The sequence below is a fragment of the Epilithonimonas sp. KH_059 genome (genome assembly GCF_057838485.1).
On sequence record NZ_CM174468.1, the window covers coordinates 2,058,955 to 2,074,755 of the forward strand.

General features: G+C 41.7%; 14 protein-coding genes. 4 read left to right on the forward strand and 10 right to left on the reverse strand.

The window, feature by feature from the left end:
- Nucleotides 1-13 precede the first annotated feature (13 nt).
- The gene (locus AC3IRX_RS09740) at nucleotides 14-2,566 is read right to left on the reverse strand and encodes a TonB-dependent receptor domain-containing protein (RefSeq protein WP_489210053.1); all 2,553 of its coding nucleotides are present in this window, start codon (nucleotides 2,564-2,566) and stop codon (nucleotides 14-16) included.
- 201 nt (nucleotides 2,567-2,767) lie between these two features.
- On the opposite strand from AC3IRX_RS09740, the gene AC3IRX_RS09745 reads away from it, so the two are divergent.
- From AC3IRX_RS09745 to AC3IRX_RS09760, 4 genes are all read left to right on the forward strand, one after another.
- Complete coding sequence (locus AC3IRX_RS09745; RefSeq protein ID WP_459084487.1) at nucleotides 2,768-3,445, forward strand: response regulator transcription factor; 678 nt, start codon at nucleotides 2,768-2,770, stop codon at nucleotides 3,443-3,445.
- Nucleotides 3,446-3,498: 53 nt separating this feature from the next.
- On the forward strand, nucleotides 3,499-4,479 hold the full coding sequence (locus tag AC3IRX_RS09750) for a sensor histidine kinase (protein ID WP_489211485.1): 981 nt from the start codon (nucleotides 3,499-3,501) through the stop codon (nucleotides 4,477-4,479).
- A 129-nt stretch (nucleotides 4,480-4,608) separates the two neighbouring features.
- Complete coding sequence (locus AC3IRX_RS09755) at nucleotides 4,609-5,184, forward strand: IS1096 element passenger TnpR family protein (protein WP_489210055.1); 576 nt, start codon at nucleotides 4,609-4,611, stop codon at nucleotides 5,182-5,184.
- A gap of 159 nt (nucleotides 5,185-5,343) precedes the next feature.
- Nucleotides 5,344-6,699: an alpha-amylase family glycosyl hydrolase gene (locus tag AC3IRX_RS09760; RefSeq protein ID WP_489210057.1), complete on the forward strand. Its 1,356-nt coding sequence runs from the start codon at nucleotides 5,344-5,346 to the stop codon at nucleotides 6,697-6,699.
- 102 nt (nucleotides 6,700-6,801) lie between these two features.
- Here AC3IRX_RS09760 and AC3IRX_RS09765 read toward each other — a convergent pair whose 3' ends face one another.
- The 9 genes from AC3IRX_RS09765 to AC3IRX_RS09805 form a co-directional block, all read right to left on the reverse strand.
- Entirely contained in the window at nucleotides 6,802-7,278 is a 477-nt protein-coding gene (locus tag AC3IRX_RS09765) for a hypothetical protein (RefSeq protein ID WP_489210059.1), read from the reverse strand.
- A 137-nt stretch (nucleotides 7,279-7,415) separates the two neighbouring features.
- The gene (locus AC3IRX_RS09770) at nucleotides 7,416-8,795 is read right to left on the reverse strand and encodes an NADH-quinone oxidoreductase subunit N (RefSeq protein ID WP_489210061.1); all 1,380 of its coding nucleotides are present in this window, start codon (nucleotides 8,793-8,795) and stop codon (nucleotides 7,416-7,418) included.
- 10 nt (nucleotides 8,796-8,805) lie between these two features.
- Nucleotides 8,806-10,299, reverse strand: coding sequence for a complex I subunit 4 family protein (locus AC3IRX_RS09775; protein WP_489210062.1), 1,494 nt, complete (start codon nucleotides 10,297-10,299; stop codon nucleotides 8,806-8,808).
- Nucleotides 10,300-10,301: 2 nt separating this feature from the next.
- Nucleotides 10,302-12,215 carry an NADH-quinone oxidoreductase subunit L gene (gene nuoL / locus AC3IRX_RS09780; protein WP_489210063.1) on the reverse strand — a complete coding sequence of 638 codons (1,914 nt, stop codon included), beginning with the start codon at nucleotides 12,213-12,215 and terminating at the stop codon, nucleotides 10,302-10,304.
- A gap of 6 nt (nucleotides 12,216-12,221) precedes the next feature.
- Entirely contained in the window at nucleotides 12,222-12,551 is a 330-nt protein-coding gene (nuoK, locus tag AC3IRX_RS09785; RefSeq protein WP_459084496.1) for an NADH-quinone oxidoreductase subunit NuoK, read from the reverse strand.
- Nucleotides 12,552-12,554: 3 nt separating this feature from the next.
- The gene (locus AC3IRX_RS09790; RefSeq protein ID WP_489210066.1) at nucleotides 12,555-13,052 is read right to left on the reverse strand and encodes an NADH-quinone oxidoreductase subunit J family protein; all 498 of its coding nucleotides are present in this window, start codon (nucleotides 13,050-13,052) and stop codon (nucleotides 12,555-12,557) included.
- Nucleotides 13,052-13,600 (reverse strand): NuoI/complex I 23 kDa subunit family protein, encoded by a 549-nt coding sequence (locus AC3IRX_RS09795; protein WP_489210067.1) that lies wholly within the window; start codon nucleotides 13,598-13,600, stop codon nucleotides 13,052-13,054. The genes AC3IRX_RS09790 and AC3IRX_RS09795 overlap by 1 nt, the downstream gene beginning before the upstream one ends.
- 64 nt (nucleotides 13,601-13,664) lie before the next feature.
- Nucleotides 13,665-14,726, reverse strand: coding sequence for an NADH-quinone oxidoreductase subunit NuoH (gene nuoH / locus AC3IRX_RS09800; RefSeq protein ID WP_459084501.1), 1,062 nt, complete (start codon nucleotides 14,724-14,726; stop codon nucleotides 13,665-13,667).
- 55 nt (nucleotides 14,727-14,781) lie between these two features.
- Nucleotides 14,782-15,795, reverse strand: a complete 1,014-nt coding sequence (locus AC3IRX_RS09805) for an NADH-quinone oxidoreductase subunit G (protein ID WP_489210068.1) — start codon at nucleotides 15,793-15,795, stop codon at nucleotides 14,782-14,784.
- Nucleotides 15,796-15,801 lie beyond the last annotated feature (6 nt).

The window sequence follows — 15,801 nt, forward strand, 5'->3', positions numbered from 1 at the left end:
ATTTGAGGGGGACTTAAAACTCATAAGAAACCCCTGCACCTAGAGAAATGCCTGTTTTGAACTCTCGGATGGTGTGGTCTACCGTTGTGTTTCTTTGGATTCTAGTGAAAGTAGGGTTCAATAAGTTTTTCCCACTAAAGGTTAGTCCAATTCCATTGTTGAATTTAATTTTCGCGACCGCATCAAGGGTATTGATTGCCTTGTCGATTTGATTTCCAATTCCTTCATAGCCTAAAGCGTAGACATTGTCTGAAATGTGAGAGTAGGACACCACAAAGTCAAGGGCTTCGCCACGGTTTCCTTTTTGTTGCCATCCTAAATTTACATTGGCAAGGAAATCAGAAGCACCCGTCATTTTGTCTTGGTCTTTAATAAGGTTCACAGCCACGGTTGTGTTTTCTCTGCTCACTTTGGCCGCATCAAGATCTTGGGTTGTGTGGAGGTAAGTAGCATTTGCAAAAGCATACAACCTCGTCCCATTTCTTTCATACAAATCCTTACGGATTTCTACTTCAGACCCGAAGATTTTCCCCGTATCACCTACGTTTACAAAAGAAGCTAAGTTTGCCGAAGAGGCTACCGTCACTCTCGCGATTGGATTTTGAATGAGTTTCGCAAAAGCGGTAATTGAAATTAACTCACTTTTCTTAGGAAACATTTCCCATTTTAAATCCACGTTGTAATTGTCGGAAGGGTAGAGATCGATATTCCCATAGCTAGAATCGTCAATGTCTTCGTATTCAAACGGGGCTAGTTCTAGCAAAAGTGGGGATGTATAGGTTTTGGAAGCGGAAAATCGTAAATTCTGCGTGTCGTTTAGGACATACTTTAAGTTGAGTGCAGGTAAGATTTTTGTGTAGTTCTTTTGAACCTCACCTCCGTTGGAAAAGATCGCTGTATTGTAAACCATGTGCTGGTCTAGGTGATCCACTCTAACGCCTAATTGTCCTGTGAACCGATCGCTAAGTTCATAGTCTAAATTGGCATATCCTGCATTGTTGAATACTTCCGATTGGTAAAACTGAGGAATAAGAGCTGTCTGCCCATTATGCACGATGTCTCCTCTAAAGGTAACAATATCAAAATAAGCGCCTGTTTGGTAATTTCCAAGATTGAAAAACGAGTCGTAATTGTTAGGGTCAACATAGTAGTTGAAAGGTGCAAGCTTCACTCGGAAGTTGTACTGCGTCGCTTGGAAATCGCTGTCCTGATATTTTGTATTGTATCCTACAGTTACCTTAGCTCTATCGCTAAGCTGGTAATCAAGGGATAGGTTTCCAACGTAATCCGTCTGAATTAAGGAGTCAAAGTATCTGTGGTTTACCCCCGGGTTACTACTCGCGAAATAGCTTTGAGAACTTGCGCGGTCAAATACAGATACATTTTGTTGACGGTCTGGGTGTTTACTGTCTAGGTTGTTATACCCTAAATTCCAATTTAGTTTTAAATCGTCTGATAGAGCGTGTTCCCCTCTGAGTTGGAGTACAAGTAGGTCGTTAACTTTAGTAACCGCACGGCGCATCTGTGTATACCCGGTGGTTTCGGAAGGATCGTCCAAGAAATCTCGGTTGTGTCCTTCATAGAATCCTAATTTTTGGTCTGTTGTGTGAATGTAATTCCCTGTGAAATTCACAGAATGTCTTGAATTCATGCGGTAATTTAAATTGACAAGACCTGTGGTGTTTGTCGCATATTTGAATTCTTCGCTTCGAGGGTAAAGTTTATTAGAGGAAGTGCCACTATCGTATGAGCCTCCAAAAATCCCCTGTGCATATTGATGATCATTTTCAAAAGCACCGTATCCAAAGACGGAAAGTCTGCCCTCTGATCCTATTTTGAAGTTACGACCAAAGTCGACTGCGAGTGAGGAGTTGATTGGGGTGAAGGTTTCCTGGTTTTGAGTTCCTTTTGTAAAGGCAAATCCTTGCCCTAAAATAGCATTGTCAGAAGGCATGGTCGCGCCATTCCAGCCAAAGAAATTGAGTCCTTGTGCTTTGTAGAATGTATTTTGCTTAAGCGTTGAGAGGTTTGCTGAACTGGAAAGGCTTACTTTAAAATAAGGTTTTCCTGTATGGATTTTAGATACAATATCCACTGTGGCTCCAGAGACATCTCCCCATAGTTTCGGATGATAAACCTTGTCTAGAGAAAGGTAATCGATCATGTCTGTTTTCAAAATACTTAGATCGATGTTTTTGAAAGAGGGATCGTTTGAAGGAATCGAAAGTCCGTTGATGGTCGTTGCGTTGCTTCGGTCTCCTAGTCCACGGATGAAGATCTGTCCAGATCCTTGTTGTTTTTGAGTTCCAGTGGCTTTGGTTACTGCAAGGGATACATCCCCAATTCCTTGTTTCTCTAATTGTAGGGAGCCTACGCGTTCGATGACCTCTAAAGAGCGTCGTTGGGTTTGAATAAGGTTTGCTTCTGCACCTTTGTTCGTGGTTCCGCGGATCACAACCCCTTCAATTTTCTTTTCGGTTCTGATTGTGTCCTGAGTTTGTGCAAACCCGTAAGTAAAGGAGGCGGATAGAAAAAACGCCGCGATACTTATTGTACTTCTTTTCATTGCTTTTCGTTTCTGTTATAATTCGCCACAAAGGAACTCAAGTTGGAGCTCTGAGGTGGTTTACGAATGTTTAAATAATCTTTAACAAACCTTTACGAGATTTAGGGCAATGTTAAGTTTGTGTAAACACACTGCGAACCGAGTGGCCCAACTCAATGAAATTAGCTAACTTTACCTCTTTAATACCTGACCGCTTAAAAAATGAGCCGAAAAAAAATTCTTTTAATTGACGACGAGCACGATATTTTGGAAATTCTATCGTATAATTTAGAAAAGGAAGGCTTCGAAGTCTTTGCTTGCGATAACGGGACCGAAGGAATTGAAAAGGCGCGGGAAATCAATCCAGATTTAATTTTACTTGACGTGATGATGCCGGAGAAAGACGGGATTGAAACCTGTCAAGAACTTCGAAAAATCAAATCTTTAGAATCTACCTTGATTGTATTTTTGTCAGCACGAGGAGAGGAGTTCTCCCAACTAGCAGGATACCAAGCTGGCGCAAACGATTATGTCGTCAAAGTCATTAAACCTAAGATTCTTATTTCAAAAATTAATGCTCTTTTGCAACTCACAAGCAAAAGTGAGGAGGTGAATAATGTACTGGAAGTAGGGGATTTAATTATTGACAAAGATAACTTCCGAGTCACGCAAGAAGGAAGAGTATTTCTACTCCCTAAGAAAGAATTTGATCTGCTGTATCTTCTAGCCTCCAATACACAAAAGGTTTTTAAGCGAGAAGAAATATTAGAGAAAGTTTGGGGAAATGATGTGATCGTTGGGGAACGTACCATCGATGTGCACATTCGCCGACTCCGCGAAAAATTAGGAGACCGCCGCATCCAAACCCTAAAGGGAATTGGATATAAGTTAGTGGTCTAATTTAAATTTCAACTTCTGTTTTGAACCGTCTCTCCTCCATAGCGGCCCTTTTCATGACGTTAGCCATTACGGCTATCGTTTTGATGTATGATTACTACAAAGGTGCCTACGATGGCCCTAACGATAACATCCTGCTTTTTATTATCAGTAGTTTGCTTATTTTCTTTATCACTTATGTGGGCGTGGATTATTTGGTTCGTTATTATTCCAGAAAGCAAATTCAAAAAATGGCGACGGAGCTTCCGAAGGATTTTTTTGCCGATCCAAATAACATTGGATTTAAAGAGCTTTCGGAAAAACTCAACCGCAGCGCGAGTGAACTCGATATGATTAACGAGATGGAAACCTACCGAAAGGAATACATCGGGAATGTTTCGCATGAACTAAAGACTCCGCTATTCTCCATTCAAGGATACATTGAGACCTTGATTGATGGTGCCGTAGAGAACTTAAGCATTCGCGATAAGTATTTAACCCGAGTAGGGAAATCAGTAGAGCGACTCTTGACCATTGTGAATGATTTGGACATGATTAATCGTTTTGAAGCGGGAGAGATAAAGTTAAAGGTGTCTAAATTCGAAATCCACAGCTTAACGCGTGAAGTCTTTGATATGCTAGATTTAGAAGCGCAATCGCGCAATGCGAAATTAAGCATTACAGGAGCCTTACCCCAGGTCTATGTGCTCGCCGATAAACAAAAAATCGAGCAGGTGCTGATCAATTTAATCTCCAATGCGATTCATTACGCCAATCGCCAAAAACCTCAAATAACGGTTCGTACGACCGTATTAAAAAGCAAAGTACTTATCGAGGTGGAGGACAATGGGATGGGAATGAAGCCGGAGGCTCTTCCTCGTATTTTTGAAAGGTTTTACCGCGTAGAATCCAGCCGAAATCGCCGGGAAGGAGGTAGCGGACTTGGACTTGCAATCGTGAAGCATATCTTGGAGGCTCATAACGAGTCGATTCACGTGGAGAGCGTGTATCTAGAGGGCACGAAGTTTGGTTTCTTTTTGGAAAAAGCCCCAATGTAGGGTCGGAATTTAATTCTTTTTTTTGAATTTATTTTTACAAAATTCTCGACAAGGATTTTGCAATTGTTATATATTTGCAGCTCTAATCAGAGCAAACGAATCAATAAAAATTAAAGTGCTGAAAAGACTATGGTTTACAAAATCCGTATTATTTTAGATACAAGGGAAGACATCTTTCGCGATATTGAAATCAAAGGGAAACAAACTCTATGGAACCTGCATTTAGGAATCAAAAGTGCATTTTCTCTTCAAGGAGAAGAGCTGTCCAATTTCAACTTATTAGAATCCGACGGGACCGTTTATAAAAGCGTTCCGTTAGAAGACATGAGTGATTTAGGTGACGGGGAAATAATGTCTGACATCTACGTAAGTGAAGCCTTTGAAACCGCGGGCGATAAAGTACAGTTTCAATATGGACTCTTAGATTTATGGGAGTTTTTCTTGGAACTCATTGAAATTAACGAGGAGAAACCGTCGGTTAACTACCCCATAACGGTATTTCGATTTGGAAACGTGCCTCTCAAGGCGCCGAGCAAACAGGGCGCAGCCAAACCAAAAGGAGGTCCGAAGGTAGGTGGAGAAGACGATGAATTCGGTTTTGACGATGATTTTTCGGATGCCGACTTTGATGACGATTCGCTCGACTTTGACGACGATGAGGCTGAGGGGTATTCTGATTCCTCTTTTGAGGAGGATTTGGATTAACAGGCCTACACACAATCATAAATAAAGCTGCACTTTTTTAAAGAGTGCAGCTTTTTAATTGGGTAACTTTCGCTTCAAATCCGTAGATTTGTGCGTTAAGCTTTGGCCGGATTGCGCCAAGAAGAAGCAATCAACCGACTTAAACTTAATCGATGTACTATGAATAAAATGATCCTTTTTGCAGCACTAAGCCTTTTTCTTTTCAGTTGCAATAGCCCTAAAAACGATAAGACCATGAGTGAGACTCCAAGTGAGTGGAAACACACAACTACGATTTATGAAGTAAATATTAGACAATATACGCCTGAGGGGACCTTTAAAGCCTTTGAAAAGCACCTTCCACGACTAAAGGATATGGGTGTGAAGACACTTTGGTTTATGCCCATTACTCCCATTGCGCAGGAGCAAAAGAAGGGAACGTTAGGAAGCCAATACGCGGCCGCCGATTACACGTCGATTAATCCTGAATTTGGGAGTCTTGAAGATTTTAAGCATCTCGTGGATGAGGCGCATTCCATGGGTTTTAAAGTAATTATCGATTGGGTCGCAAACCACACCGGTTGGGACCATACGTGGACCAAAACTCATCCCGAATATTATTTGATAGATCCTAAAACGGATACGTTTCAAATCGCTTCCGGTATGGAGGATATTATTGAACTAGATTATAGCAAACCTCAGTTGAGAAGAGCCATGATCGATGCGATGAAGTTTTGGGTAGAAAACACGGGCATTGATGGATTCCGATGTGACCTCGCATCTTGGGTTGAAGTGGATTTTTGGCAGGAGGCTAGAGCGGAAATAGATCAGGTAAGACCTCTATTTTGGCTTGGAGAATTTGATGAATTAGACACGCCTGAATATGGAAAAGTTTTTGACGCTAGTTACATTTGGAATTGGATGCACAAAACAAAAGATTTTAATGAGAAAGATTTACCTCTAAGTGAGCTAAAATCACTTTTACAGCGCTACTCTGATATTGGAGATAACTCTATGCGCGCCTGGTTCACCTCCAACCATGATGAGAATACATGGAATGGGACAGAATACGAAAAATACGGTGTTTTTGCCAAACCGCTTGCCGTTTTCTCCGTCACATGGAACGGAGTTCCTTTAATTTACAACGGACAAGAGTTGCCGCTTAAAACCAAAAGATTAGAGTTTTTTGAGAAAGATCCAATTCCTTGGACTTCTCAGCCCGAACTACATAGCTTTTATAAAACCCTATTAGAGTTGAAAGCTTCGAATCCTGCACTTCGCGGGGGAGATCCAAAAGTGAAAACCTATTGGTTAAACACGAGTGAGGAAGAGAAAGTCCTAGCGTATTTAAGAGTGAATGGGGAAAAAGAGGTTCTTACTCTTTTAAATTTTTCTAAACAGCCAGTTCAGTTCGAACTCGAGGATCCAAATGTGAAGGGGACTTTTACGAACGTATTTGATAAAAGCCAAAAGGAACTTACTGGAAAAGTCAAGTTTGATTTACCGGTCTCTGGTTACCTTGTTTTCGAAAAGTAAATAAATACAAAGCAAATAAGAAAGCCGTCTCGATACCTACTATCGGGACGGCTTTCTCTTTAGAGAGGAATCCTCCTTCGACTCCAATTTCAAATTATATTCTTACTTGAAATACTTATGGTAAGTGCTCATCGAAGTTTTTAAGCTATGAAGTGCATTTTCTCCCTGCTCTTTATCTGTGCTTCCCGCGAGCGCTTCCAAGGCATGCATATGCTCTGTTAGCCATACATGAAGGATTTCGTGCGATCTCCCGTCCATCGTGCAACTTTTGATAAGTTCTTCGTTGGCCTCAATCATTTCTTTCCCTAGCTGGGAATAAGATTTTTCTGAGGCATTAAAATCTGCAAGCAGGGTTTCTTGCTTTTGGATGAAGGGCAGCATTTCAGGGTTGGTTTCCCAGCGATCAGTGCCGTTTAATTCAAGCGTGGCCATCTGTGCATTTATCTCCGGTTCCTGGAGGGAATCTTGCGGATGGGACATCGCCGCTTCATGCGCGTGCGCAGAGGAAGTGGATTCTGTTTTTTTACAAGCATTAAGCGTAAAGAATGCACTAATAGCGAGTACAAATAGTTTTTTCATGGGGATTTGTTTTTAAATTATAACTAGGGTAAAGTTACAAATTTTAAGTGAGGAATCCTTTGAAAGTTGCGGTACTCCTTTACGTAAAATGGCCTTTCCAGATTGGAAAGGCCATTTCTTCTTTTTATGTAAACCCCTTAGCTTGCAAACTGCATGGCAAAGAGATCAGGATAGACTCCTAAAGCAATGAGCACAGCTATTACGAACAAGGCCACGATTTTGTACGTTAAAGAGGAAGTTTCGGACGTCTTGAAAGTAGTTTCTTTAAAGAAGAACATAGCCATAATTAGTCGTAGGTAATAGGCAATGGAAACAGCAGATCCTAGAATGGCGACAAGCACCAAAAAGGCGGCGCCGTCCATGGCTTGAGCAAAGAGACTGAATTTCCCCATAAACCCTGCGGTTAATGGCACTCCTGCCATCGATAGTAGAGAAATGGTCGCAACCACAGCTAGGATAGGTTCGGTTTTCGCCAACCCTTTAAAGGCGTTGTACGAGGTCTCTCTTTTTAGTTTTTCGACCCAAATTAGGCAGAGCATAACCCCCACCGATGCAATTGCATAAACAAATAGGTAGAAGGCTAAGTTATAAGTAGAGAGAGAGTTGAGCCCATAAAAAATAAGTGCGATATACCCTGCGTGCGATACAGAAGAGTAGGCAAGCATTCTTTTTGCATTGGTCTGAGCAAGTCCCATGGTGTTGGCCAGAAGCAAGGTGATGATCACCATAATTCCTAAAATATTGAACCATTGATCGTAGACCCCAATAAAGGCAATGGTCATCAATCTAAAGAGAGCATAGAATCCTGCAATTTTAACGACACTCATCATAAAGGTGGTGACAAGCGAAGGAGAACCTTGGTAAACATCCGGACTCCACATATGAAAAGGAGCGAGTGCTACCTTGAATCCCATCGCTGCAATCATCATGATCACTCCCATGATTAGCATTAAGTTCGAAGGATATTCAATTGCATATTGGTGAATCTGATAGAGATCAAAGCTTCCGGAAGTTCCGTAGATTAAAGCAATACCAAAGAGTAGGAATCCGGTTGCAAAACAACCCATTAAAAAATATTTAACCGAGGCTTCGTTGGATCGTAAGTTGGTTTTGCTTGCTCCCGCCAAAACATAAAGCGGAATGGAGAGAATTTCAATTCCTAAGAATAAAGTAACTAAGTTTTGATACCCAAAGAGTACAATCGCTCCACAAACCGAAAATAGCATCAAAGCATATAGCTCAGATTGATGTGAGCGGTGGTTGTTGAAAGAGAATCCCCCTAAGAAGAAAATTAATAGGGTAATGACTAGGGTAAGTTTTGTAAACAGGGCCGTATTGGCTCCGTATTCGTACATCGAATGGTACTTAAGAAAGAACGAAGGTTCTGGCAAATAACTTACATACAGGGCGACTAAAAGTCCCGCGATTCCAAGGTAGCGTGCATATTTTCCTTGGTTGAAAACTCCAGAAAATAGGGCTGCAATTGCGCTTATGAAAACAATAATTAATACACTCATTTTATACTTATTAGTTTACCATGGATTGGTAGATAAACGTCAATGAACTTCCGACCAAATCAAGGATGGGTCCGGGTACAACACCAAAGAAAATCACGCACCCTGCAAGGGTAGCCATGACGATAAATTCAGAGGTGGATAAATCTTTTGTACTCTCCAGAATAGCAGGGTCACCTGAATTTAACATCGTATGACCGTAAGCTCTAAAGAGATAAGCAGCAGCTAAAATAATCGTGATTCCCGCGATAATAGCCGCTAGGACATTGTAATCAAAGATGGATTTTAGTAGAATAAATTCTCCGATAAAACCATTGGTTAGGGGGAGTCCTACAGATCCAAGTAATACAATCATAAAGAGCACCGCAAATTTAGGGGCCGTTTTGGCAAGGCCACCCATTTGGCGAATGTCTCTTGTTTGGAATCGTTTAATTAAGATGTCCGCACAGTAGAACAGTCCCACGATATTAAATCCGTGAGCAAACGCTTGCACCAAAGCTCCTTCTCCTCCTTCAATTGTCCACGTACCCTTAAGTACGAGTAGGGCTGAAGCAAAAATACCTGCGACCATCAGGCCGACGTGAGAGAACGAGGAATAAGTGAAAATTCGCTTGATGTCAGTTTGTATGAGCGCAATTAAGGCGCCGTGGAGGACTCCTACGATAGCAAGAACCAGAACAATGGTTCCGGATATACCTGCAACGGCGTCCGGCGCGATCGGGAGGAGATAACGGAAAATCCCGTAAATCGCCATTTTAAGCATGATCCCAGAAAGAAGCATGGTTCCCTGAGTAGGAGAATATGTATAGGTGTCGGGTTGCCATGTATGAAACGGGAAAACCGGTAATTTGACGGCAAACGCAAAGAAAATAAACCAAAAAACAACAGTTTGCTGATTTAAATTCAGAGCCGCATTGTACATGTCGGTTAAGGCAAACGAAGGAGAGTAAAGGTACACGTAGATAAATCCACCAAGCATAAACAAAGAGCCCACAAAAGTGTACACGAAGAATTTCGTAGTAAACTTAAGCTTTTTGTCCTCTTGACCCCAAAGTCCTGCGATGAGCCAGATTGGGATTAAAGTAACTTCCCAAAAGATGTAGAATAAAAGTCCGTCTAGCGACGTGAACACTCCAACGAGTCCAAACTGCATCAATAGAATTAATGCGTAGAAGCTAGATCGGTACGGATTTTTTTCATTGAACGAAGAATAAATAATCAGAGGCACCAAAATGTTGGTAAGTAAGAGCAGCAGCATAGACATGCCGTCGATCCCGAAATGCAGGGTACTCTTAACAAATTGAAGCCACGGATAGTTAATTTCATGCTGCAATACTTGGTTCACCGTTAAAGACGAGTCCAGACCACTAAAGGTGCACAGAGTCACAATCAATTGAACGATGGAAAGGCCTAAGGCAATAAACTTGCTGCTTTTTCCTTTCAAGAAAAACAGAACGATAGCGCCTAATAGGGGCAGCAGTAATAATGCTAATAAATGATACGACATTACTATTGTAATATAAAGTTAACGATCAAAATAAGTCCGACGGCAAGAGCCATCACGAGTACGTAGTTCTCTACGTTTCCGTTTTGTAGACGTTTCATGGATTTTCCACTTTCTTCGGCACCTTCTCCTACGAAATCTACCGCTTTGTCCAGGATGGAAACATCAAACATTTTACCTGCACGACCCAGTCCCTCGACGGTGCGTACAATTAGGGCATTGTATAGCTCATCGATGTATAGTTTCCGAGCAGAGAGTTTCTCCCATCCTGTGTATTTTGAATCTTCTAAGGCTAGTTTTTTCTTCGTTACGTAAAGGTGTCTTACGACCATCCATACGATAAAGAACATCGCTATAGTAAGGGCTAAAAGAATCAGTTCAGTGGTATGACTCAGTCCCTCTAAATTCGCCTGAATTTGGCTTTTGGCCGTATCGGTTAGAACGGGGCTAAGCCAGTGCTCTAGGTTTGCAAATTTACCCTCCGCAATGAGATGCGGTAGGTTTAAGAATCCTCCCACGACCGATAGGACCGCTAAGATCACAAGGGGCAGAGTCATATTCAGAGGACTTTCGTGAAGATGCGCTTCTTGTTCCTTGGTTCCTCTAAAGCTTCCGTGGAAGGTCAAGTAGTAAAGACGGAACATATAGGCAGCGGTCATCGCGGCAATGGCGAAGAGTAGTACCCAATAAAGTGGATTTTTCGCCCAAGTAGCCACAAGGATTTCATCTTTGGAAATCATTCCTGAGAAGAGGGGCATTCCAGATATAGCAAACGTACCGATTAAGAAGGTAATGTGCGTGATTTTAATTTTGTCTTTAAGTCCTCCCATTAGGCGCATGTCTTGTTCTCCGCTCATCGCGTGAATGACGGAACCTGAACCTAAAAATAAAAGGGCTTTAAAAAAGGCATGTGTCATAAGATGAAACATAGCAGCAGAGTAAGCTCCAACTCCTAAGGCAACGACCATAAATCCAAGTTGTGAAACTGTGGAGTAGGCTAGAACCTTTTTGATATCATTTTGTCTCAACGCGTAGAACGCGGCCAGTAAGGCAGTGAGAAGTCCTATGAAAAGGATTCCATCCATTACGGTAGGAGCAAGGACATACAAGAAGTTTGAACGAACCACAAGGTAGATTCCCGCAGTAACCATTGTAGCAGCATGGATTAGAGCTGAAACCGGGGTTGGTCCTGCCATCGCATCGGGTAACCATGTGTAAAGCGGTACTTGAGCGGATTTACCTACGGCACCGATAAACAAAGAGGCACAGATGAATATGATCACACCTGAATCGAGTTGAAATAGGGATGCGTTTTGAGCCACCGATAGGTAGTCAAGTGCATTGGTATGTTGGGCAATCATGAAAATACCCATTAGTAGACCTAAGTCTCCAATACGGTTCATGATAAAAGCTTTCCGTGCTGCTTTCCCAAATTCTTTGTTTTCGTACCAGAATCCAATGAGTAGGTAAGAACAAAGTCCTACGCCTTCCCATCCAATGAATAGAATTACATAATTGGATCCCATGACAAGCAGCAGCATCATAAAGATAAACAGGTTCAAATACGCGAAAAAGCGATGAAACCCTTTGTCTGTATGCATGTATCCGATCGAGTACAAGTGAATAAGAGACCCAATTCCTGTGATGATTAGAATCATCATTAAGGAAAGTTGATCTATTTGAAAGCTAAAATTAATTTGCATTCCATGAATGGTAAACCATTCAAAAGCGCGTACAATCACAGGCGCTGAGTCCGCTTGGAAGTTTAAAAAGAGATACCCCGCAATTAAAAAGGAACCTAAAACCATGAGTGAGGCGATCGCGCCTACGACGATTTTCGGTAAGTTTTTTCCAAAGAGTCCGTTAAAAACAAACCCAAGGAGAGGTAATAATACGATTGCGTAAACCAAATTTTCCATTGTTTGTTATCCTCTTAGTTTGTTAAAGATGCTTATGTCTACCGATTTTGTATTTCGGTACAACATAGAAATAATGGCGAGTCCCACAGCGACTTCGGCAGCGGCTACAACCATGATGAAAAACACTAGAATTTGACCGTGTCCGTCTCCACTATAACTAGAGAAGGCTGCAAGCAAAAGATTTACTGAGTTTAGCATCAGCTCTACACACCCTAAAATAATGATGGCATTTTTTCGCAGAAGCACTCCCGTAACTCCTAAGCAAAAAAGCAGTGTGCATAGAACTATGAAATAGTTCAGTGGCACGGTTTGAATAAATGTATTAACGTCTCCCATAACTTATAATTCTCTTTTACCGATTAATACCGCTCCTACAATCCCAGCTAGGATTAAGATAGAGGCCAATTCAAAAGGCAGTACATATTCATTAAATAGCAAGCGACCTAGGTTTTTTGTAAGTCCTACTGTGTAGTCGGTTCCTTCTGCAGCATAAATGTTTTCACTCACACCTCTAAATGCGCCGAGCATTCCGATAAGTAGGATTCCTCCTGCAAAAACACCAATAAATTTAAGAGTGTTTTGCTTCTTACTTTCGTCCATCTCATTTAGATTTAGCATCATAAGTATGTAGAGGAACAAAACCATGATGGCGCCCGCGTACACGATGATTTGAACGATCCCTAAAAATTGAGCGTTTAGAAGTACATACATTCCTGCAATAGAGAACATCGTAACGATTAAAGAAAGAATCGCGTACATTGGACTTTTTGCAAAGACAAAGTAAAAGGCACTCGCTAGGGCAATTGCTGCCACTAAGAAAAATAAAAACTGTTCCATTACTTTACGGCCTTTTTTTGAAGTTCACTTTGACGCTCTGTGATATCAATTCGATTGTTGATATCCTCCACTAATTTCTCTTTTCCATAGATAAAAGATCCACGGTTTAATTCTACATCCACGAGTCGATCGGTTAAATAGATGGCAGACTTAGGACAAGCCTCCTCACACATACCACAAAAGATACATCGAAGCATGTTGATTTCGTAAACCGAAGCGTATTTTTCTTCGCGGTATAGATTTTTTTCGTCCTTAGTACGCTCACTGGCCGTCATCGTAATGGCTTCTGCAGGGCAGGCCACAGCGCAAAGACCACAAGCAGTACAACGTTCTCTTCCCTGTTCGTCTCTTTTCAGGACATGAAGACCTCTCCATACTTTCGCACGAGGCTTTTCTACCTCAGGATATGAAAAGACTTTTCCTCTTGGACCTTCAATTGCGTGGCGCAGCGTGATGGCCATTCCTTTTACAATTTCCGGGAGGTATAGCTTCTCCATAAAAGTCATTTCCTTATTGGAAACTACTTTGGATCTGTTTGTTAATTTCATCTGATTCTATTTTGGTTTGGATCTTAAGGGTTTTCCCTTTCGATCTACAAAATGTTTATTTTTTTTAAGCGCCTGCAAGTAAAATTACAGCTCCTGTGACAACAAGGTTTAAAAGGGCAAGTGGGATTAATGATTTCCAGCCCAAGTGCATCAATTGATCGTAGCGGAATCTTGGAATGGTCCAACGAATCCACATGAAGATCATAATGCCAATCACAGATTTTGCGAGAATGGAGACGATGCTCAGGATTCCCGCTACGTTTTCACCCCAATTTTGAGTAACCCATTCTATTCCGGGATAATTAAATCCGCCGAAGAATAAGGTGGCAATTAAGGCATTAGAAATGAACATGTTTACGTATTCTCCAAACATATACATCCCAAAGTTCATCGAGGAATATTCCGTCATATATCCGTTAACAAGTTCAGATTCACATTCAGGCAAATCAAAAGGATGTCGATTGGTTTCTGCCATAGCCGCTACAAAAAAGATAATAAAGGCTAAGGGTTGATAAAAGATATTCCAATTAAGGCCATCCACAGAAAAAAGTCCCCATAGCTTTCCCGTCCCTTGATCCGTTACGATTTTCATTAGATCTAAACTTCCACTCATCATAATGATGGAGAGAAGAGATAGTCCCATGGCGAGCTCATATGAGATCATCTGTGAAGAAGCACGAATGGCACCTATAAGAGAATATTTGTTATTCGAGGCCCAACCTCCAATCATCATTCCGTAGACCCCAATGGAAACCATTCCAATCAGAAACAGAACCCCGACATCAATGTTAGCGACTTGCAAGGCAAAGGAATCTCCCCCGATGTTTAATGTTTTTCCCCAAGGAATAACCGCGCCTGTAATTAAGGCGATAAACATCGTAATAGAAGGTCCTAAGATAAAAAGGAAGCGTTCTGCATTTTGCGGAATAAAGCCTTCCTTAAAGAAGAGTTTTCCTCCGTCTGCTAAAGGTTGCAAGAGTCCAAAGGGACCCGCACGGTTTGGGCCAATACGGTCTTGTAAAATAGCGGCCAGTTTTCTTTCTCCCCAAGTAGAATATGCTGCGATCCCCAAGGAAAGTGCAAAGAGACTGACGACTAGTATGATCTTAAAGGTGATTAAATCCATAGTTCTGTACTTTACTTACCAATCAATTATCAATTGGATTTTTTCTTTTTTCTATTTACGTGTGAGAGGAGGTGTTCTTGTCTTCTGCACTGAGTTCTTTTGCTCCAGGATTGTCTAACAAAAGATGTTCGTCTTGAGGTTTTTGGTAGTGGTTGAGTGAAATGACCGAATGACGATCGATCGCTCTAGGTCCCTCTACCTTCCAAAATTTAAGGTCTTTTTTCTCAAAACGACAAGTGTTGCAGATCCATTCTTCGCTTTCGCCATACTGATTCTGTCTTGCCGTCACACGGATTACTTCTTCTCCCTTCATCCACAATACGACATTTCCAGAACATTTCTCACAATCGCAAGATGCATCCATAGGTTTGGTAAACCAAACGCGTGACGCAAACCGAGAGGTACGGTCCGTTAGGGCTCCTACAGGACAAACATCAATCACGTTACCGTAAAAATCATTGTCTAAGGCCTTGTTTAGATAGGTCGATATTTCTGCATGCTCGCCACGGAATAGAATTCCGTGCTCTCTTCCCTCAGTTAATTGGTTTGCAGCAAGTACACAACGTGCACAAAGGATGCAGCGGTTCATGTGCAGTTTGATGTTAGGTCCAATGTCCTCAGGTTCAAACGTACGTCTTTCAAATTCCGTTCGAGAGTGTGAGACTCCATGTTCGTAGCCTAAATCTTGCAAATGGCATTCTCCGGCCTGATCGCAAACGGGACAGTCCAAAGGGTGATTAACAAGGAGAAATTCGGTGACCGCACTTCGAGCCTCTTGGGTTCTTTCCGAGGTTAGGTTCTTAATTTCCATCCCATCCATGACGGTGGTTCTACAACTGGCAACCAGTTTAGGCATGGGTCTAGGATCTGCATCAGAGCCTTTGGAGACTTCTACTAAACAGGTTCTACAACGCCCTCCACTGCTTTCCAGGGGCTTATAATAACACATCGCCGGAGGTACGGATTTGCCACCAATGAGTCTGGCCGCTTCCAAAATAGTGGTTCCAGGATCTACCTCGACACTTTGTCCGTCTACGGTGATTTTGAATTTTTTAACTTCTTCGCTCATTATAGT